General features: G+C 69.5%; 15 protein-coding genes. 3 read left to right on the top strand and 12 right to left on the bottom strand.

Features of this window, described 5'->3' with window-relative positions:
- Window positions 1-102 precede the first annotated feature (102 nt).
- The 10 genes from QTI33_RS27195 to QTI33_RS27150 are packed head-to-tail and all read right to left on the bottom strand — an operon-like array spanning window position 103 to window position 9,475.
- The gene (locus QTI33_RS27195) at window positions 103-711 is read right to left on the bottom strand and encodes a glutathione S-transferase (protein ID WP_286509497.1); all 609 of its coding nucleotides are present in this window, start codon (window positions 709-711) and stop codon (window positions 103-105) included.
- A complete protein-coding gene (locus QTI33_RS27190; protein WP_286509496.1) occupies window positions 708-2,441 on the bottom strand; it encodes an FAD-dependent oxidoreductase in 1,734 nt (577 codons plus the stop codon). The genes QTI33_RS27195 and QTI33_RS27190 overlap by 4 nt, the downstream gene beginning before the upstream one ends.
- Window positions 2,438-3,175, bottom strand: coding sequence for an SDR family NAD(P)-dependent oxidoreductase (locus QTI33_RS27185; protein WP_286509495.1), 738 nt, complete (start codon window positions 3,173-3,175; stop codon window positions 2,438-2,440). Before QTI33_RS27185 ends, QTI33_RS27190 begins: the two co-directional genes overlap by 4 nt.
- A gap of 16 nt (window positions 3,176-3,191) precedes the next feature.
- Entirely contained in the window at window positions 3,192-3,944 is a 753-nt protein-coding gene (locus QTI33_RS27180; RefSeq protein ID WP_286509494.1) for an SDR family NAD(P)-dependent oxidoreductase, read from the bottom strand.
- 26 nt (window positions 3,945-3,970) lie between these two features.
- The gene (locus QTI33_RS27175; protein ID WP_286509493.1) at window positions 3,971-4,702 is read right to left on the bottom strand and encodes an ABC transporter ATP-binding protein; all 732 of its coding nucleotides are present in this window, start codon (window positions 4,700-4,702) and stop codon (window positions 3,971-3,973) included.
- Complete coding sequence (locus QTI33_RS27170) at window positions 4,695-5,459, bottom strand: ABC transporter ATP-binding protein (protein ID WP_286509492.1); 765 nt, start codon at window positions 5,457-5,459, stop codon at window positions 4,695-4,697. The genes QTI33_RS27175 and QTI33_RS27170 overlap by 8 nt, the downstream gene beginning before the upstream one ends.
- The gene (locus tag QTI33_RS27165; protein ID WP_286509491.1) at window positions 5,456-6,403 is read right to left on the bottom strand and encodes a branched-chain amino acid ABC transporter permease; all 948 of its coding nucleotides are present in this window, start codon (window positions 6,401-6,403) and stop codon (window positions 5,456-5,458) included. The genes QTI33_RS27170 and QTI33_RS27165 overlap by 4 nt, the downstream gene beginning before the upstream one ends.
- A gap of 5 nt (window positions 6,404-6,408) precedes the next feature.
- Window positions 6,409-7,311 carry a branched-chain amino acid ABC transporter permease gene (locus QTI33_RS27160; protein ID WP_286509490.1) on the bottom strand — a complete coding sequence of 301 codons (903 nt, stop codon included), beginning with the start codon at window positions 7,309-7,311 and terminating at the stop codon, window positions 6,409-6,411.
- Between the two features lie 22 nt (window positions 7,312-7,333).
- Entirely contained in the window at window positions 7,334-8,542 is a 1,209-nt protein-coding gene (locus QTI33_RS27155; protein WP_286509488.1) for an ABC transporter substrate-binding protein, read from the bottom strand.
- Window positions 8,543-8,599: 57 nt separating this feature from the next.
- Window positions 8,600-9,475, bottom strand: a complete 876-nt coding sequence (locus QTI33_RS27150) for an SDR family NAD(P)-dependent oxidoreductase (protein WP_286509487.1) — start codon at window positions 9,473-9,475, stop codon at window positions 8,600-8,602.
- Between the two features lie 128 nt (window positions 9,476-9,603).
- On the opposite strand from QTI33_RS27150, the gene QTI33_RS27145 reads away from it, so the two are divergent.
- From QTI33_RS27145 to QTI33_RS27135, 3 genes are all read left to right on the top strand, one after another.
- Entirely contained in the window at window positions 9,604-10,317 is a 714-nt protein-coding gene (locus QTI33_RS27145) for a GntR family transcriptional regulator (protein WP_286509486.1), read from the top strand.
- Between the two features lie 113 nt (window positions 10,318-10,430).
- On the top strand, window positions 10,431-11,330 hold the full coding sequence (locus QTI33_RS27140) for a caspase family protein (RefSeq protein ID WP_286509485.1): 900 nt from the start codon (window positions 10,431-10,433) through the stop codon (window positions 11,328-11,330).
- A gap of 81 nt (window positions 11,331-11,411) precedes the next feature.
- A complete protein-coding gene (locus QTI33_RS27135; protein WP_286509483.1) occupies window positions 11,412-12,596 on the top strand; it encodes an amylo-alpha-1,6-glucosidase in 1,185 nt (394 codons plus the stop codon).
- Between the two features lies 1 nt (window position 12,597).
- Here QTI33_RS27135 and QTI33_RS27130 read toward each other — a convergent pair whose 3' ends face one another.
- The gene (locus tag QTI33_RS27130; RefSeq protein WP_286509481.1) at window positions 12,598-13,032 is read right to left on the bottom strand and encodes a hypothetical protein; all 435 of its coding nucleotides are present in this window, start codon (window positions 13,030-13,032) and stop codon (window positions 12,598-12,600) included.
- Between the two features lie 24 nt (window positions 13,033-13,056).
- On the bottom strand, window positions 13,057-13,335 hold the full coding sequence (locus tag QTI33_RS27125; protein WP_286509478.1) for a hypothetical protein: 279 nt from the start codon (window positions 13,333-13,335) through the stop codon (window positions 13,057-13,059).
- Window positions 13,336-13,437 lie beyond the last annotated feature (102 nt).

The raw sequence follows: 13,437 nt of genomic DNA, 5'->3' as shown, positions 1-13,437 counted from the left end.
ACATCCATCGATTCATATCGGCAGTCGAGGGCAAGATTGAAGGGCGCGCCTGCGCCGCAGCGCGCAGGTCGGCAGGCCTCGCAGCGAGGGTGGCTGTTCGAGTCAGAGCGCCCAGTCGGCCTGGAGCGAGGGCCGCTGCGAGAACTCGGCGTACCAGGCCGCCACCGCGGGATGGCGATCGCGCCAGCCCAGGTCGGGGAAGCGCAGGTCCAGGTACCACAGGGCGCAGGCCACCGTCAGCGTGCCGATGTCCACGCGGCCGGGTGCCATGAGGGCCGGGTGGGCCGACAGGTGCGCGAGCGAGGTCTCGGCCTTGTCCAGTTGCCCGGCCCGCCACTCGGGCCAGCGCAGCGGCTCGGGGCGGGCGACGTCCTCGTAGCGCGCGAGCAGGGCGCCGTCGAGGATGCCGTCGCCCAGGGCCTGCAGCGTCAGCGTGTTCCAGCGTGCGTCGCCGCTGCGTGGAAACAGCGCGCCGTTGCCCAGTTCGTTCAGGTACTCGCAGATCACGCGGCTGTCGTACAGCACGGTGCCGTCGTCGGTGAAGAAGGTCGGCACCTTGCCCAGCGGATTGCTGGCGATGATCTCGGGGTCGCGCTGGACCGGGTTGGCGTTCGACGGCAGCAGTTGCACGCGGCCATCGAGGCCCAGCTCGTGGGCCGTCACCAGGCACTTGCGGACGTAGGGCGAGAAGGGGGAGAAAAAGATCTTCATGGGTGTCCAGACTGTGATCGATCGCTGTCGGCGGGCGCCTGCGCCAGCTCGCGGCCGGCGATCCAGCCGAAGGTCAGCGCCGGCCCCAGCGTGATGCCGGGCGCGGGGTATTCGCCGCCCATCACCGAATGCATGTCGTTGCCGGCCATGTACAGCCCCGGGATCGGGCGGCCGGCCGCATCGAGCGCCTGGGCCTGCTCGTTGCAGGCGATGCCGGCGGCCGTGCCGATGTCGCCGGCATAGACCTTCACGGCATAGAACGGCGCCTGGCGCAGCGGGCCCAGGCAGGCGTTGGGCGCCTGCTCGGCGTCGCCCAGGTAGCGGTTGTATGCGGTGCCGCCCTTGCCGAAGTCGTCGTCGCGGCCCTGCTCGGCCTGGGCATTGAAGCGCGCGGCCGAGGCTTCCAGCGCGGCGCCGTCGATGCCCAGGGCATCGCCCAGCGCACGCAGCGTCGCGGCCTTGTACAGGTAGCCGGCCTTCAGCAGATGGTCGCGCGGCCGCCCGCCCGGCAGCGCCAGGCCCATGCCCCACTTCTCCATGAAGTCGTGGTCGCACACCAGGTAGGCGGGCAGGGTGGGCACGGTCTCGTGCGAGCGGTACATGCCGCGGACGAACTCGTGGTACGAGGTCGATTCGTTGACGAAGCGGCGGCCGGCGCCGTTGACGGCCATCAGGCCCGGCTTGGCGCGGTCCCACACCAGGTGGGGGTAGCGAACCACCGTGCCGTCGGCCCGCTCCAGGATCGACACCGGCGCCCAGAAGGCCGGATTGGTGTGGCCCTGGCCCATCGCGGCGCCGGCGTCGCGGGCCAGTGCGATGCCCTCGCCGCGGTTGTCCTGGGGCGACATGGACCACGGCCCGGTGGGCTGGGGGTACTGCTCGCCGCGCAGGGCCTCGCTCCAGGGGAAGCCGCCCGTCGCCACGACGACGCCGCGGCGCGCCCGCACGTGCGTCGGCTTGCCCTCGTGCAGCAGCGCCACGCCGGCCACGGCGCCGTCGACCAGGTGCAGCTTCTGCAGCGGCGTGTCGAGCCAGTACGGGATGCCGCGGTCGATCACGCTCTTGAACAAGCGTGCCGCCAGCGCATTGCCGAGCACGACCCGGGTGCCGCGGTGGTAGCCGCGCAGCCGGTCGGAGAAGAAGCGCAGCACCAGCTTCATGCCTTCGCGCCAGGAGGTGAACGAGCGGGTGACGGCCAGCAGGTGCCGGGCGTCGGTCATGGTGATCATCATCCCGCCGAGCACCATGAACTCGGGCAGCGGATCGCGCAGTTCCTTGAACTTCGGCCCGAGCTCGCGTCCATCGAACATCGCCGGGTCGAGCGAGCGGCCGCCCAGGGCCGCGCCGTCGCGGTCCGGGTAGTAGTCGGGGGAGTAACTGCGCGCGACCAGTCGCACGGCCGTGTGCTTCTCGAAGTAGTCGACCATGCCGGCGCTTTGGCGCAGGAAGGCCTGCTGCATCCCGACGGGCGCGGCATCGCCCACCGTGCTGCGCATGTAGGTCCAGGCCTTCTCGAAGCTGTCGGGGTGGCCGACCCGGGCCGACTGCGCGTTCAGAGGCGCCCACACGGCCCCGCCGGAGACGGCGGTCGAGCCGCCCACGCGGTCGGTCTTCTCGACCAGCAGCACGCTGCAGCCCTCGATCTTCGCCGTCAGCGCCGCGGCCATGCCGCCGGCACCGGCACCGACGACGACCACGTCGTACTCGGCGTCCCAGGCGGGGGCCGTCATGCGCCCGACCCGCCCAGCGACTTGCCGCCGTCGACGAACAGCACCTGTCCGGTGATGAAGCCGGTCTGCGGCGACACCAGGAAAGAGACGGCCTGCGCGATGTCCTCGGGCCGCCCGGCCTTGCCGGTGGGCTGCAGCGCGAGCTGCGCGGCCAGCCGCTCGGGCGTCAGGGCGCGCAGGATCGGGGTGTCGATCAGCCCCGGCGCGATGGCGTTGACCAGGATGCCGCGGGGCGCCAGCTCCATGGCGCTGGCCCGCGTGTAGCCCACCACAGCGGCCTTGGAGGCGACGTAGTGCGGGTGGTTCTTCGCGCCCAGGTAGGCGCGCGAGGCGATGTTCACGATGCGGCCGCCCTCGGGCATCGTCCTGGCGACCTCCTGGGTGAGGGTGGCGACGGCGATCAGGTTGACCTCGTAGGCCCGGCGGAAGTCCGCGTTCGTCACTTCCAGGAACTTGCGTTCGTCGAAGATGCCGGCGTTGTTGACCAGCGCGCTCAGGGGCGGCAGCGACTGCACCAGGCTGCGCACGGCGGCTTCGTCCGTGAGGTCCAGCACGCGGCACTGCACGGGCAGGCCCAGGCCCTGGAGTCGCTGCGTCTCGCGCTGCGCCAGGGCTTCGTCGCGGTCCACCATCACCACCGAGAAGCCGTCTCGCGCCAGCCGCTCGACGGTGGCCAGGCCCATGCCGCCGGCGCCGCCGGTGACGAGGGCGATCGGTTGCTTGCTGTTGCTCATGTTCAGATGACTCCGTTCAGGCCGAGAGGAAGCCGCCGTCGACCGGCAGCACCACGCCATTGACATAGCTGGCCATGGGCGAGCAGAGGAAGACCACCGGCCCGACGATCTCCTCGACCTCGCCGCCGCGTGCCATGGGCACGCGCTTCATGTACCAGTCGGTGCCGCCCGGGACGGCCAGCTGCGGCGCGACCATCTCGGTCAGCATCAGGCCCGGCGCGACCGCGTTGGCACGCACGCCGAAGGGCGCGAGCTCGCGCGCCAGCACCTGCGTGAACGAGCGCACGGCGCCCTTCGACGCCACGTAGCCCGCCGACGAGATGCCGCTCACGAAGGCGACGATCGACGACAGGTTGACGATGCAGCCCCCGGTCTTCTTCAGCGCCGGCACGAAGGCGTGCGTGACGTTGAACAGGCCCTGCAGGTTGACATTGATGAGGCGGTCCCAGACCTCGGTGGCCTGCGGATCGTCGATGCGTGCGCGGCCGGAGATGCCGGCGTTGTTGACCAGCAGGTCGATGGGCCCGATGCGGCCCTCGAGGTCGGCCGCGCAGGCCTGCACGGCCGCGCGGTCGCACACGTCCACCGCGACGCTCCAGGCCTCGCCGCCGGCCGCGCCGATCCGGGCGGCGGTGGCGTCGGCGCGCGACTTGTCGATGTCGGCGACGATGACGCGGGCGCCTTCCTTCCCGAAACCCAGCGCGATGGCCGACCCCAGCCCGCCGCCGGCGCCGGTCACCAGCGCGAGCTTGCCTTTCAACAGATCCATCCGAAATTCTCCCGAAAGCGGCGCTTCTAGACGCCGAGGTAGGCCCGGCGCACCGCCGGGTCGTTCATGAGCTGGGCCGAGGCCCCCTGCAGCGAGATCTCGCCGTTCTCCAGGATGTAGGCGTGGCTGGCCACGGTCAGCGCCAGGCGCACGTCCTGTTCCACCAGCAGGATCGTCAGGCCCTGCTCGCGGTTGAGGCGCTGGATCGCCTCGAAGATCTGCTCCACCAGCAGCGGCGACAGGCCCATCGACGGCTCGTCGAACATGATCATGCGCGGCCGCGACATCAGGGCGCGGCCGATGGCGAGCATCTGCTGCTCGCCGCCCGACAGCGTGGCGGCGCGCTGCTCGGCGCGCTCCTTGAGCCGCGGGAACATGGCGTACGCGCGGTCCAGGTCCTCGGCCACGGCGCCGCGGTCGCGCCGCAGGAAGGCGCCGAGCTCGAGGTTCTCGCGAACGCTCATCTCCTTGAACACTTCGCGGCCTTCCGGGACCTGCACCAGGCCCCGGCCGACGATCTCGTCGGAAGGCAGGCGATGGATGGCCTCGCCGGCGAAGTGCACCTCGCCGGACGAAGGGTTGATGAGGTGCGAGATGGCGTTGAGCGTGCTGCTCTTGCCGGCGCCGTTGCTGCCCAGCAGCGCCACGATCGCGCCCTGCGGCACGCTCAGGCTGACCTTCGACAAGGCCTGGATGGCGCCGTAGGAGGCACTGACGCCGCGCACCTCCAGCAGCGGTCCGTTGCGGGGTTCAGACATGCGCGGCTCCCTTGCCCAGATAGGCCTCGATCACGGCCGGGTTCTCGCTGATCTCCTTCGGCGTGCCTTCGGCGATCTTCTGGCCGAAGGACATGACGGTGATGCGGTCCGAGATCGACATCACCAACTGCATGACGTGCTCCACCAGCAGCACGGTGATGCCGTCCTTCTGGGCCAGCTCGGTCAGCAGGTGGTCGAGGTTCTCGATGTCGCGGTTGCGCAGGCCGGCCGCCGGCTCGTCGAGCAGCAGCAGCCGGGGCTTGAGGGCCAGGGCGCGCGCGATCTCCAGCAGCTTCTGGTGGCCGAAGTCGAGTTCCTTGGCGCGGGTCTCGCGGTCGTGGGTCAGGCCCACGCGTTCGATCAGGCTGTCCACTAGGTCGCGGATCTCGCCGCTCGGACGGCGCAGCAGCCGCCCGAGCGTGCCCGCGCTGTGCGAGTGGCAGCCCAGCAGCACGTTCTCGTAGACGCTGAGGTCGCTGAACAGCTCCAGGTTCTGGAAGGTCCGGGCGATGCCCATGCCGGCCATGCGGGTCGGCGCGTGGTGCGTCACGTCCTCGCCGTCGACCACGATGCGGCCTGCGCTCGGCTGGTAGTAGCGCGAGATGCAGTTGAAGGTGGTCGACTTGCCGGCGCCGTTGGGGCCGATCAGCGCGTGGATGGCGCCGCGCGCGACCTCGAACGACAGGCTGTTGACCGCCACCAGGCCGCCGAAGCGGACCGTGATGCCGGAGACCTCGAGGAAGGGGCGCGCGCTCATGCTTTCCCCGCCTTGATGATCGCCTCGCGCGCCACGCGGCGGTTGCGGTCGGCGAACAGGCCCTTGGGCTTGAACATCATGAAGCCCATGAGGATCAGGCCGTAGATGATCTCCTGCACCGACATCAGCTGGCGCAGCAGTTCGGAGATCAGGCCGAAGGCGATGGCGCCGGCGACCGCGCCGCGCACCGAGCCCATGCCGCCCACCACGACCATCGTGAGGATCAGGATGGTGGTCTGGAAACCCAGGCTCTCCGGGTGGATGAAGGAGGTGAACAGCGTGTACATGCCGCCCGCGATGCCGGCGAAGGCGGCCGAGATCGCGAAAGCGCTCTGCTTCATGGCCTTGACGTTGATGCCCATCGCCATCGCGGCCACGTCGCTCTCGCGCACCGCGCGCAGCGAGGAGCCGTACTGCGAGCGCGCCAGCGCCACCGTCAGCCACAGCATCAGGCCCGTCAGGACGATGACGAAGGGATAGGCCTGCAGGTCGTTGGTCAGCTTGTAGCCGAACAGCTCGGCCGGGTCCATCTTCATGCCGTTGGAGCCGCCCGTGACCTTCTCCCAGCTCAGGAAGACCCACTGCATCGCCTCGCCGAAGGCGAAGGTGGCCAGGGCCAGGTAGATGTCGCGCATGCGCAGCGCGAGGTAGCCGATCAGGTAGCCGAGCACCGCCGACAGCAGGCCGCCGGCGAGGATCGACACGATGAAGGGCGGGTGCCAGGCGGTGTTGATGATGCCCGCCGTGTAGATGCCGATGCCGAAGAAGGCGGCATGGGCGAGGGCGAACTGGCCGGTCTCGCCGATCACCACGTGCAGGCCGAGCGCCAGCACGACGAAGACCATCAGCAGGTTGACGACATAGAGCACGTAGCCCGACACGGTGAAGGGCAGCAGCAGCAGGAGCACGGCGGCTGCCAGCAAGGCCCAGTGGTCGCGGGTCATGGGTTTCATACTTTCTTCACCTGGGGCTTGCCGCCCAGGATGCCTTGCGGACGCACGATCAGCGTCACGAGGATGGCCAGGAACGGCGCCACCACGATGGCGTTGGTCGAGATGAAGAGTCCGACCAGGTTCTCGACGATGCCGATGATCAGGCCCCCCAGGACCGCGCCGGGCAGGCTGGTGAAGCCGCCCACGATCGCCGCGGCATAGGCCAGGATGGCGATGTGCGCGATGTCGGGCGTGATCAGGATCTTGGGCGTGATCAGCAGCGCGGCCAGCGCCGAGATCACGCCCGACATGGCCCACACCAGCATGCGGATGCGCGACAGGCGGATGCCCACGATCTGGGCCGCGCGCGGGTTCATGCCGACGGCGCGCATCGCCTTGCCGATGCGGGTGTGGCTGAACATGAGGTAGATCAGCACCATGACGACGATGGCGCAGAGGAAGATCGCGACGTCGAGCCGGGTGAGGAAGGCGTCGCCGATGATCACGGGCTCGTTGGACACCAGCGAGGGCAGCGAGCGCGGCGTGTCGCCCAGGCCGGTCTGCCGCACCAGGCCCTTGAGCGCATAGGCCAGGCCCAGCGTGGCGATCACCAGCTGCGGGCCCACGCCCTTCGAATGGGTGACGCGCTCCATGACCACGCGCTGGAAGAGCGCCGCGCCGACCGCCAGCGCCACCACCGTCAGCGGGATGACCATGGCATACGGGAAGCCCGCGATCAGCAGCAGGGACAGCGCCACGTAGCCGCCGATCATGAACATCTCGCCCTGGGCGAAGTTCGGCACGTCGGTGGTCTTGAAGATGGCGACGATGGCGATCGCCAGCAGCGCATACACGCTGCCCGTCACCAGCCCCGAAAGGATGCCCTGCTGCAGGAACAGCCAGATCTCACTGAAGTTCATCGCGGCCCCTGTGGCGGATGGGTTACTTGGGCTGGTAGGTCCAGAGGCTGCGGTACGCGCCGGGCACCGGGGTCATCGTCGTGCCGTCGAACTTCAGGTAGATGGCCGACTTCTGGCCCGCGTGGTCGACCGGCGTCAGCTCGATCGGGCCGGCCATCACGTTGGATTCGAACTTGGTCTGCGACAGGGCGGTGAGGAACTTCTCGCGCGTCGGCTGCGGGCCTGCGGCCTTGAGCGCGTTGACCACCGTCATCGCCGACGGGATGCCGTAGGGCATGTAGGTCTGCGGGTAGCCGGGCTTGCTCGCGAGTTCGGGGTAGTAGGCCTTGTACATGTCGTAGACCCACTTCAGCTTGGGGCCGCCGGCCACGTCGGCCATGACTTCCTGCAGGTAGACGTTCTTGAAGGCGTCCATGTTGCCGACGTTCTCGACCAGCTGCTTCAGGTCGGCCGTGCCGTTGACGGCGATGACGATCGGCTTGGTCCAGCCCAGCTCCTGCGCCTTCTTGACCAGCAGGCTGACCGGGCGGGCATAGGTCGTGATCAGCAGCACGTCGGGGTTGGCGGCGCGGATCTTGAGCATCGGCGCCGTGACGTCGGTGAGGTTCGGCGCCACCGACTGCACCTGCAGGTCCACACCCAGCTTCTTGGCCTGGAACTCGGCCGCCTCGAGGTTCCAGCCGCCGTAGGCGTCGTCGTGGTTGATGTAGCCGATCTTCTTGGCCTTGAGGTGTTCGGCGGCGAACTGCACCATCGAGCCGCCCACCGCGCGCTGCGAGATGGAAAACGCGCCGTAGATGTACTTGGACGGCGGGTACAGCGCGCCGTCGCCCGAGGCGTTGAGCATCACCAGCGGGATCTGCGAGCGCTCGACGTATTCGCGCGCCCCCACCACTGCGGCCGAGCAGGAGCCGCCGTTGAGGGCGAACACCTTGTCCTGCTCGGTCAGCTTCTTGACCGCCGCCAGCAGGTCGTTGGCGTTGCAGCGGTCGTCCTCGATCACCAGCTCGATTTTGCGCCCGTGGATGCCGCCTTCCTTGTTGACCTTGTCGTAGTACATCTTGGCGGCGTTCATGACGTCGAAGCCGTAGGCCATCGAGTTGCCCGACAGCGGGCCGAACATGCCGATCTTGATGGTCTTGTCGGTCAGGCCGGGGTCGGTCTGGGCATTCGCACACAGCGTGGACAGCGCGGCCGCGGCGGCCACGAGCAAGGACTTGGCAGATTTCAAGGGAGTCTCCTTTTGTGAGGTGCGGGTCGGAACGGTGAAAGAGGTCGGGCAGGGATCTCAGGCGGCCGGTTCCGCGGCCGCGTCGTCCTTCTCGAAGCCGGGGCGCGGTATCAGGCCCAGCCAGGCCTGGGTCAGGCCGCCGTCGACCAGGAATTCCTGGCCGCTGATGTAGCTGGCGCGATCGCTGGCCAGGAACAGCACGGCGCCGGCGATGTCCGAGGGCGTGCTGATGCGGCCGGCGGGCACGATCTGCTCGCGGCGCAGGCGGACCGCGGCATCCTGGTAGATGCCCTCGCTCATCGGCGTGCGGATCATGGCGGGGCTGACGACGTTGCTGCGCACGCCGTGCTCGCCCAGTTCGACCGCGAGCAGTTGCGACAGCATCTTCACGCCCGCCTTGCTCACGCTGTAGGCGCCGCTGTAGGGCTGCGGGATGGTGGCCGAGATGGAGGCGATGTGGACCATCGCGCCGCCGCCGTTCGCGGTCATCTGGCGACCGAAGGCCTGGGCGCACAGCAGGTAGCCCGTGAGGTTGACCGCCAGCAGCTGGTTCCACTTGTCGATGGCGATGTCCATCAGCGCGCCGGCGTAGAGCGCCGCCGCGTTGTTCACCAGCAGCGCGGCAGGCCCCCAGGCCTGCGCGACCTGCGCCGCCGCGGCTTCCACGCTGCGGGCCTCGGTCACGTCGCAGGCGATGGTCAGCACCCGGCCCGCGTGGTCGCCCAGCCCGGCGGCGATCTCGGCCAGGCGCGGCGCGTCGCGATCGAGCAGGGCCACGCGGGCGCCGACCGCCAGCAGCTGCAAGGCCAGCTCCGCGCCGATGCCCCCGCCCGCGCCGGTCACGACGCAGACGCGGTCCGCCAGGCCCAACCAGTCGCCGCCAGCGGCTTGCGCAGCCTTTGCCATGTGCATGTCGTCCTTCATGATCTGCATCGAGTGAACTTCTTGAAGTGGCGATTATGTATACATGACGTCAAGAAAGTGTCGGTGTTAACCCGCAATATCGCCATGAGAAGCTCCATATGTATACTTGACAAGCTTTCACACGAGAAGGAGCAGGGATGAGAACGCTGTCTCAGGACGTCACGGAGACGCTGCGCAACTGGATCCTCCATGGCCAGATCCAGCCGGGCGAACGGCTGGAGGAAATCCCGCTGGCGGAAAGGCTGGGCGTCTCGCGCACCCCCGTGCGGGCCGCGTTGAGCACGCTGGCGAGCGAGGGGCTCGTCAACCACCAGCCCAAGCGCGGCTATCTGGTGCGCGGCTTCGACGTCGACGAGATCGCGGCCGCCTACGACGTGCGCGCCGTGCTGGAAGGCCTGGCTTGCCGCAACGCGGCCGCGCGCGGCCTGACCGACCTGCAATCGCGGCGGCTGCTCGATGCCCTGGCCGAAGGCGACCGCATTCTGGCGCGCGGGGAACTGCGGCCCGAGGACCACGCGCCCTACCAGCAGATGAACGTGACCATCCACGACACCCTGCTCCATGCCGCAGGCAACCCGTGGGTCACGCGCTTCGCCGAGCAGGCGCAGAACATCCCCTTCGCCTCCGACCGGATCATCCTCTGGGACGACCACGGCATCATCCTGCGCTCGCACGGCGACCACCACCGCATCATCGAGGCCATCATCGCCCGCGACTGCGTGCGCGCCGAGCAACTCATGCGCGAGCATGTCTACTACGCGGGACTGATCCTGCGCCGCAACTACGAGAAGCTGCTGGCGGAGGGCGACGCGGCGCCGGGGGCGAAGCCGCCGATGCGGCACGGCGTGTAGATCGCGTCAACGAGATCGCCCTTCCTCCGCCCGCCAATCGCGCCTATCATCGCGACCCCGGCGGCCGCTCGGCTGCCCTCGATCGCCATCGAGCACGCCACAAGGGGGACACCATGGCCGCCAGCAAATCCAAGCCGGGCAACGCTGCCGCCGCGCGGTCGCTGCACATCGGGCTCAATGCCGTGAGCGCGGCCGCCTACGAGGGCTGGGACGGGCCCCTGGCGGCCTGCGAATTCGACGCCTCGGACATGGCGGCCATTTCCAAGTCGAAGGGCATCGCGTCCACCGTGCTGCTGACCAGGAAGGCCACGCGCGCGAACGTGCTCGCGGCGATCCGCGGCGCGGCCAAGGCGCTCCGGTCCGGCGACCTGTTCTTCATGAGCTACTCCGGGCACGGCGGCCAGGTCCCGGACATCGACCATGACGAGAAAGACCGCAAGGACGAGACCTGGTGCCTATTCGACGGCCAGCTCATCGACGACGAGCTCTACTTCGAACTCAGCAAGTTCGGCGCCGGCGTTCGCATCCTGGTGCTCTCGGACAGCTGCCACAGCGGCACCGTGACGCGCGAGCGGCCGCCGACGCCGCCGCCGGGCACGCGGGCGCGCCTGATGCCCGCCGGCGTGGCGATCCGCGTGTACGAGGCCCACAAGGCCTTCTACGACAAGCTGCAGAACGACGTGGCGAAGGCGGCCGGCGGCCAGGTGACCGACCCCGACGCGGCCTTGTCCCAGGTGGGCACGGCCGGCCAGGCGGCTACGGTGACCGGCGCGTTCAAGCCGTCGGTGATCCTGATCTCCGGCTGCCAGGACAACCAGGTCTCGCTGGACGGCGACCACAACGGCGCCTTCACCGAACAGCTGCTGAAGGTTTGGAACCACGGCGCCTTCGAGGGCACCTACGGCAGCTTCCATGCCCGCATCCGGGCCGGCATGCCCGCCAGCCAGTCGCCGAACCTCTTCCTGCTCGGCCCGGCGGCGGCCTTCCTCAAGCAGGCACCTTTCGCCCTCTGAGCGGCGGCGGCGGGCCGCTGCACCCGCGTCTGCCGCGAGAATGCGTGCTGCCGCCGCTGCCTGGCGGCGAATCACCAACGCATGACCCACACCGATGCCCCCACCCTCGCGCAGATCGATGCCTGCGCCGAAGCCTCGCTCGCGCTCCTGCAGCGCAACCTGACGCCGCACGGCATCCTCGCGGCCAGCCGCACCGAGGCGGCGGTGGCGCGGCGCTACACGCGCATCTTCGGGCGCGATGCCGCCATCTGCGTGATGGCGATGTGCGGCAGCGGCGTGGCGGCGCTGGAGCAGGGTGCGGTGGCCAGCCTCGACGCGCTGGCGGCGCAGCAGGCGGCCAATGGCCAGATCCCGAAGTACGTCGATCCCGAGGGCCGCGACGCCGACTTCTGGTACCTGGGATGCATCGACGCCACCCTGTGGTGGCTGATCGCGGTGGACCACGTGCGGCGCCACGGCGGCGTCGGCGCCTCGCACTGGCAGCCGGAGGTGGAGCGGGCGCTGGGCTGGCTGCTGGCGCAGGAGCACCAGCACTTCCGCCTGCTGCAGCAGAACGAGGCCAGCGACTGGGCCGACATCATGCCGCGCTCCGGCTATGTGCTGTACACCAATGCCCTGTGGTACGAGGTCAAGCGCCGCCACGGCCTGGACCATGCCGAGGCCACGCAGCATCACTTCAACCACCTGTTCAACCCGTTCCAGCGCGACCTGCCGGAGTACCACCGGGCGCGCCTGCTGCGGCACTATGCGCGGCGCGGCCGGCGCGACCCCGGCCTCTACCTCAGCTTCGTCAATCTCGCAGTCGTGGGCGACGAGGGCGACGTGTTCGGCAACGTGCTCGCGATCCAGAGCGGCCTGGCCGAGGCCTCGATGGCGCGCCGCATCGTCGACACCATCGCCGCCGCCGGCGCCGACGATCCCTATCCGGTGCGCGTCGTGCTGCATCCGCTGTCGCGCCAGCACGAACTCTGGCGGCCGTACATGGCGCGCCACCAGCAGAACATGGTCCACCAGTACCACAACGGCGGCATCTGGCCCTTCGTGGGCGGCTTCTGGGTGATGGCGCTGGCCCGGCTGGGCCTGCAGGCGCAGGCCTGGTCCGACCTCGGCCGGCTGGCGCAGGTCAACGCGCTCGACGACTGGCGCTTCACCGAGTGGTTCCACGGCCGCACGCTGGCGCCCATGGGGATGGCCGGCCAGAGCTGGAACGCCGCCACCTTCCTGCTCGCCCGGCGCGCCCTCACCGGCGGCGCGGCGGCCTGGTGAGTCAGACCGGGGATGAAGGCGCCGGCCCGACGCGGCCGAAGTAGCGGCCGGCGTCGCCCGCCGACATCTGGGCTTCGATCTGCGCGAGCTCCAGCCGCTCGAAGTCGTGGGAGATCCATTCGAACAGGCGCGACGGCGGCATGCGGTCGAGCGGGTCCTGGTCGCTCCAGCCCTGCAGCCGCTGCGGTGCGCTCTCGAGCAGCAGCTGGAGGAACTGCGCACGGGCCCGCATGACCTCGGAGCGCTCCTTGTCCTGGAGCACCGCGAACAGCCCGAGCGCCCGGGCTTCGCGCGCCGAGATGCCCGCCGGCACCTGCGGCTCCGAAGGTTTCCACCGCCCGCCGGCGAGCCCCGACAGCTGGCTGCAGCTGAAGCGGATCCTGGCCTGGGACAACTGCTGGAGCAACTGCAGCAGCTGCAGGGCGGTGGCCGTCATGGCGCCGAGCCGTGGGACCGGGCCTCAGCCACAGACGCCGGCGTCCGCCGTCTCGAAGTCGACCGTCTCCAGCCGTACCGGTCGGCCGCGGGTCTCGCGGTGGCGCGCCAGGGCCAGTGCGTTGATCACGTCGGCGTTCATCAGGTAGGCGTGGACCAGGCTGTCGCCGCCGCCGCGGGCACCGAACAGGTCGCGCAGCGGGTCTTCGGCGATCTCGACGATGCAGCGCTCGCCGTCCGGGCCTGCGGGGTGGATGGCGAAGCGGACGCTCGCCGTGTCGAAACAGTGGATGGCTTGGGTCATGTGCTTGTGTCTCCGCGTTGGTGCCTGGCAGCACCGCCGAAGGATTAGCAAATCGACAGCGATGCGGAAGCGGCGCCGCAGCGCATTGCGCCGTAGGCGGGC

The sequence above is a fragment of the Variovorax davisae genome (genome assembly GCF_030316845.1).
Lineage (GTDB): Bacteria > Pseudomonadota > Gammaproteobacteria > Burkholderiales > Burkholderiaceae_C > Variovorax > Variovorax davisae.
This window is presented reverse-complemented; position numbering and strand designations above follow the sequence as displayed.

Excerpts from the sequence above, each read along its gene's own strand:
- QTI33_RS27190 (WP_286509496.1), bottom strand. The coding sequence starts at position 2,441 with ATGACGGCCCCCGCCTGGGACGCCGAGTACGACGTGGTCGTCGTCGGT.
- QTI33_RS27175 (WP_286509493.1), bottom strand. The coding sequence starts at position 4,702 with ATGTCTGAACCCCGCAACGGACCGCTGCTGGAGGTGCGCGGCGTCAGT.
- QTI33_RS27150 (WP_286509487.1), bottom strand. The coding sequence starts at position 9,475 with ATGCAGATCATGAAGGACGACATGCACATGGCAAAGGCTGCGCAAGCC.
- QTI33_RS27170 (WP_286509492.1), bottom strand. The coding sequence starts at position 5,459 with ATGAGCGCGCGCCCCTTCCTCGAGGTCTCCGGCATCACGGTCCGCTTC.
- QTI33_RS27195 (WP_286509497.1), bottom strand. The coding sequence starts at position 711 with ATGAAGATCTTTTTCTCCCCCTTCTCGCCCTACGTCCGCAAGTGCCTG.
- QTI33_RS27185 (WP_286509495.1), bottom strand. The coding sequence starts at position 3,175 with ATGAGCAACAGCAAGCAACCGATCGCCCTCGTCACCGGCGGCGCCGGC.
- QTI33_RS27160 (WP_286509490.1), bottom strand. The coding sequence starts at position 7,311 with ATGAACTTCAGTGAGATCTGGCTGTTCCTGCAGCAGGGCATCCTTTCG.
- QTI33_RS27180 (WP_286509494.1), bottom strand. The coding sequence starts at position 3,944 with ATGGATCTGTTGAAAGGCAAGCTCGCGCTGGTGACCGGCGCCGGCGGC.
- QTI33_RS27135 (WP_286509483.1), top strand. The coding sequence starts at position 11,412 with ATGACCCACACCGATGCCCCCACCCTCGCGCAGATCGATGCCTGCGCC.
- QTI33_RS27145 (WP_286509486.1), top strand. The coding sequence starts at position 9,604 with ATGAGAACGCTGTCTCAGGACGTCACGGAGACGCTGCGCAACTGGATC.
- QTI33_RS27165 (WP_286509491.1), bottom strand. The coding sequence starts at position 6,403 with ATGACCCGCGACCACTGGGCCTTGCTGGCAGCCGCCGTGCTCCTGCTG.
- QTI33_RS27125 (WP_286509478.1), bottom strand. The coding sequence starts at position 13,335 with ATGACCCAAGCCATCCACTGTTTCGACACGGCGAGCGTCCGCTTCGCC.
- QTI33_RS27130 (WP_286509481.1), bottom strand. The coding sequence starts at position 13,032 with ATGACGGCCACCGCCCTGCAGCTGCTGCAGTTGCTCCAGCAGTTGTCC.
- QTI33_RS27140 (WP_286509485.1), top strand. The coding sequence starts at position 10,431 with ATGGCCGCCAGCAAATCCAAGCCGGGCAACGCTGCCGCCGCGCGGTCG.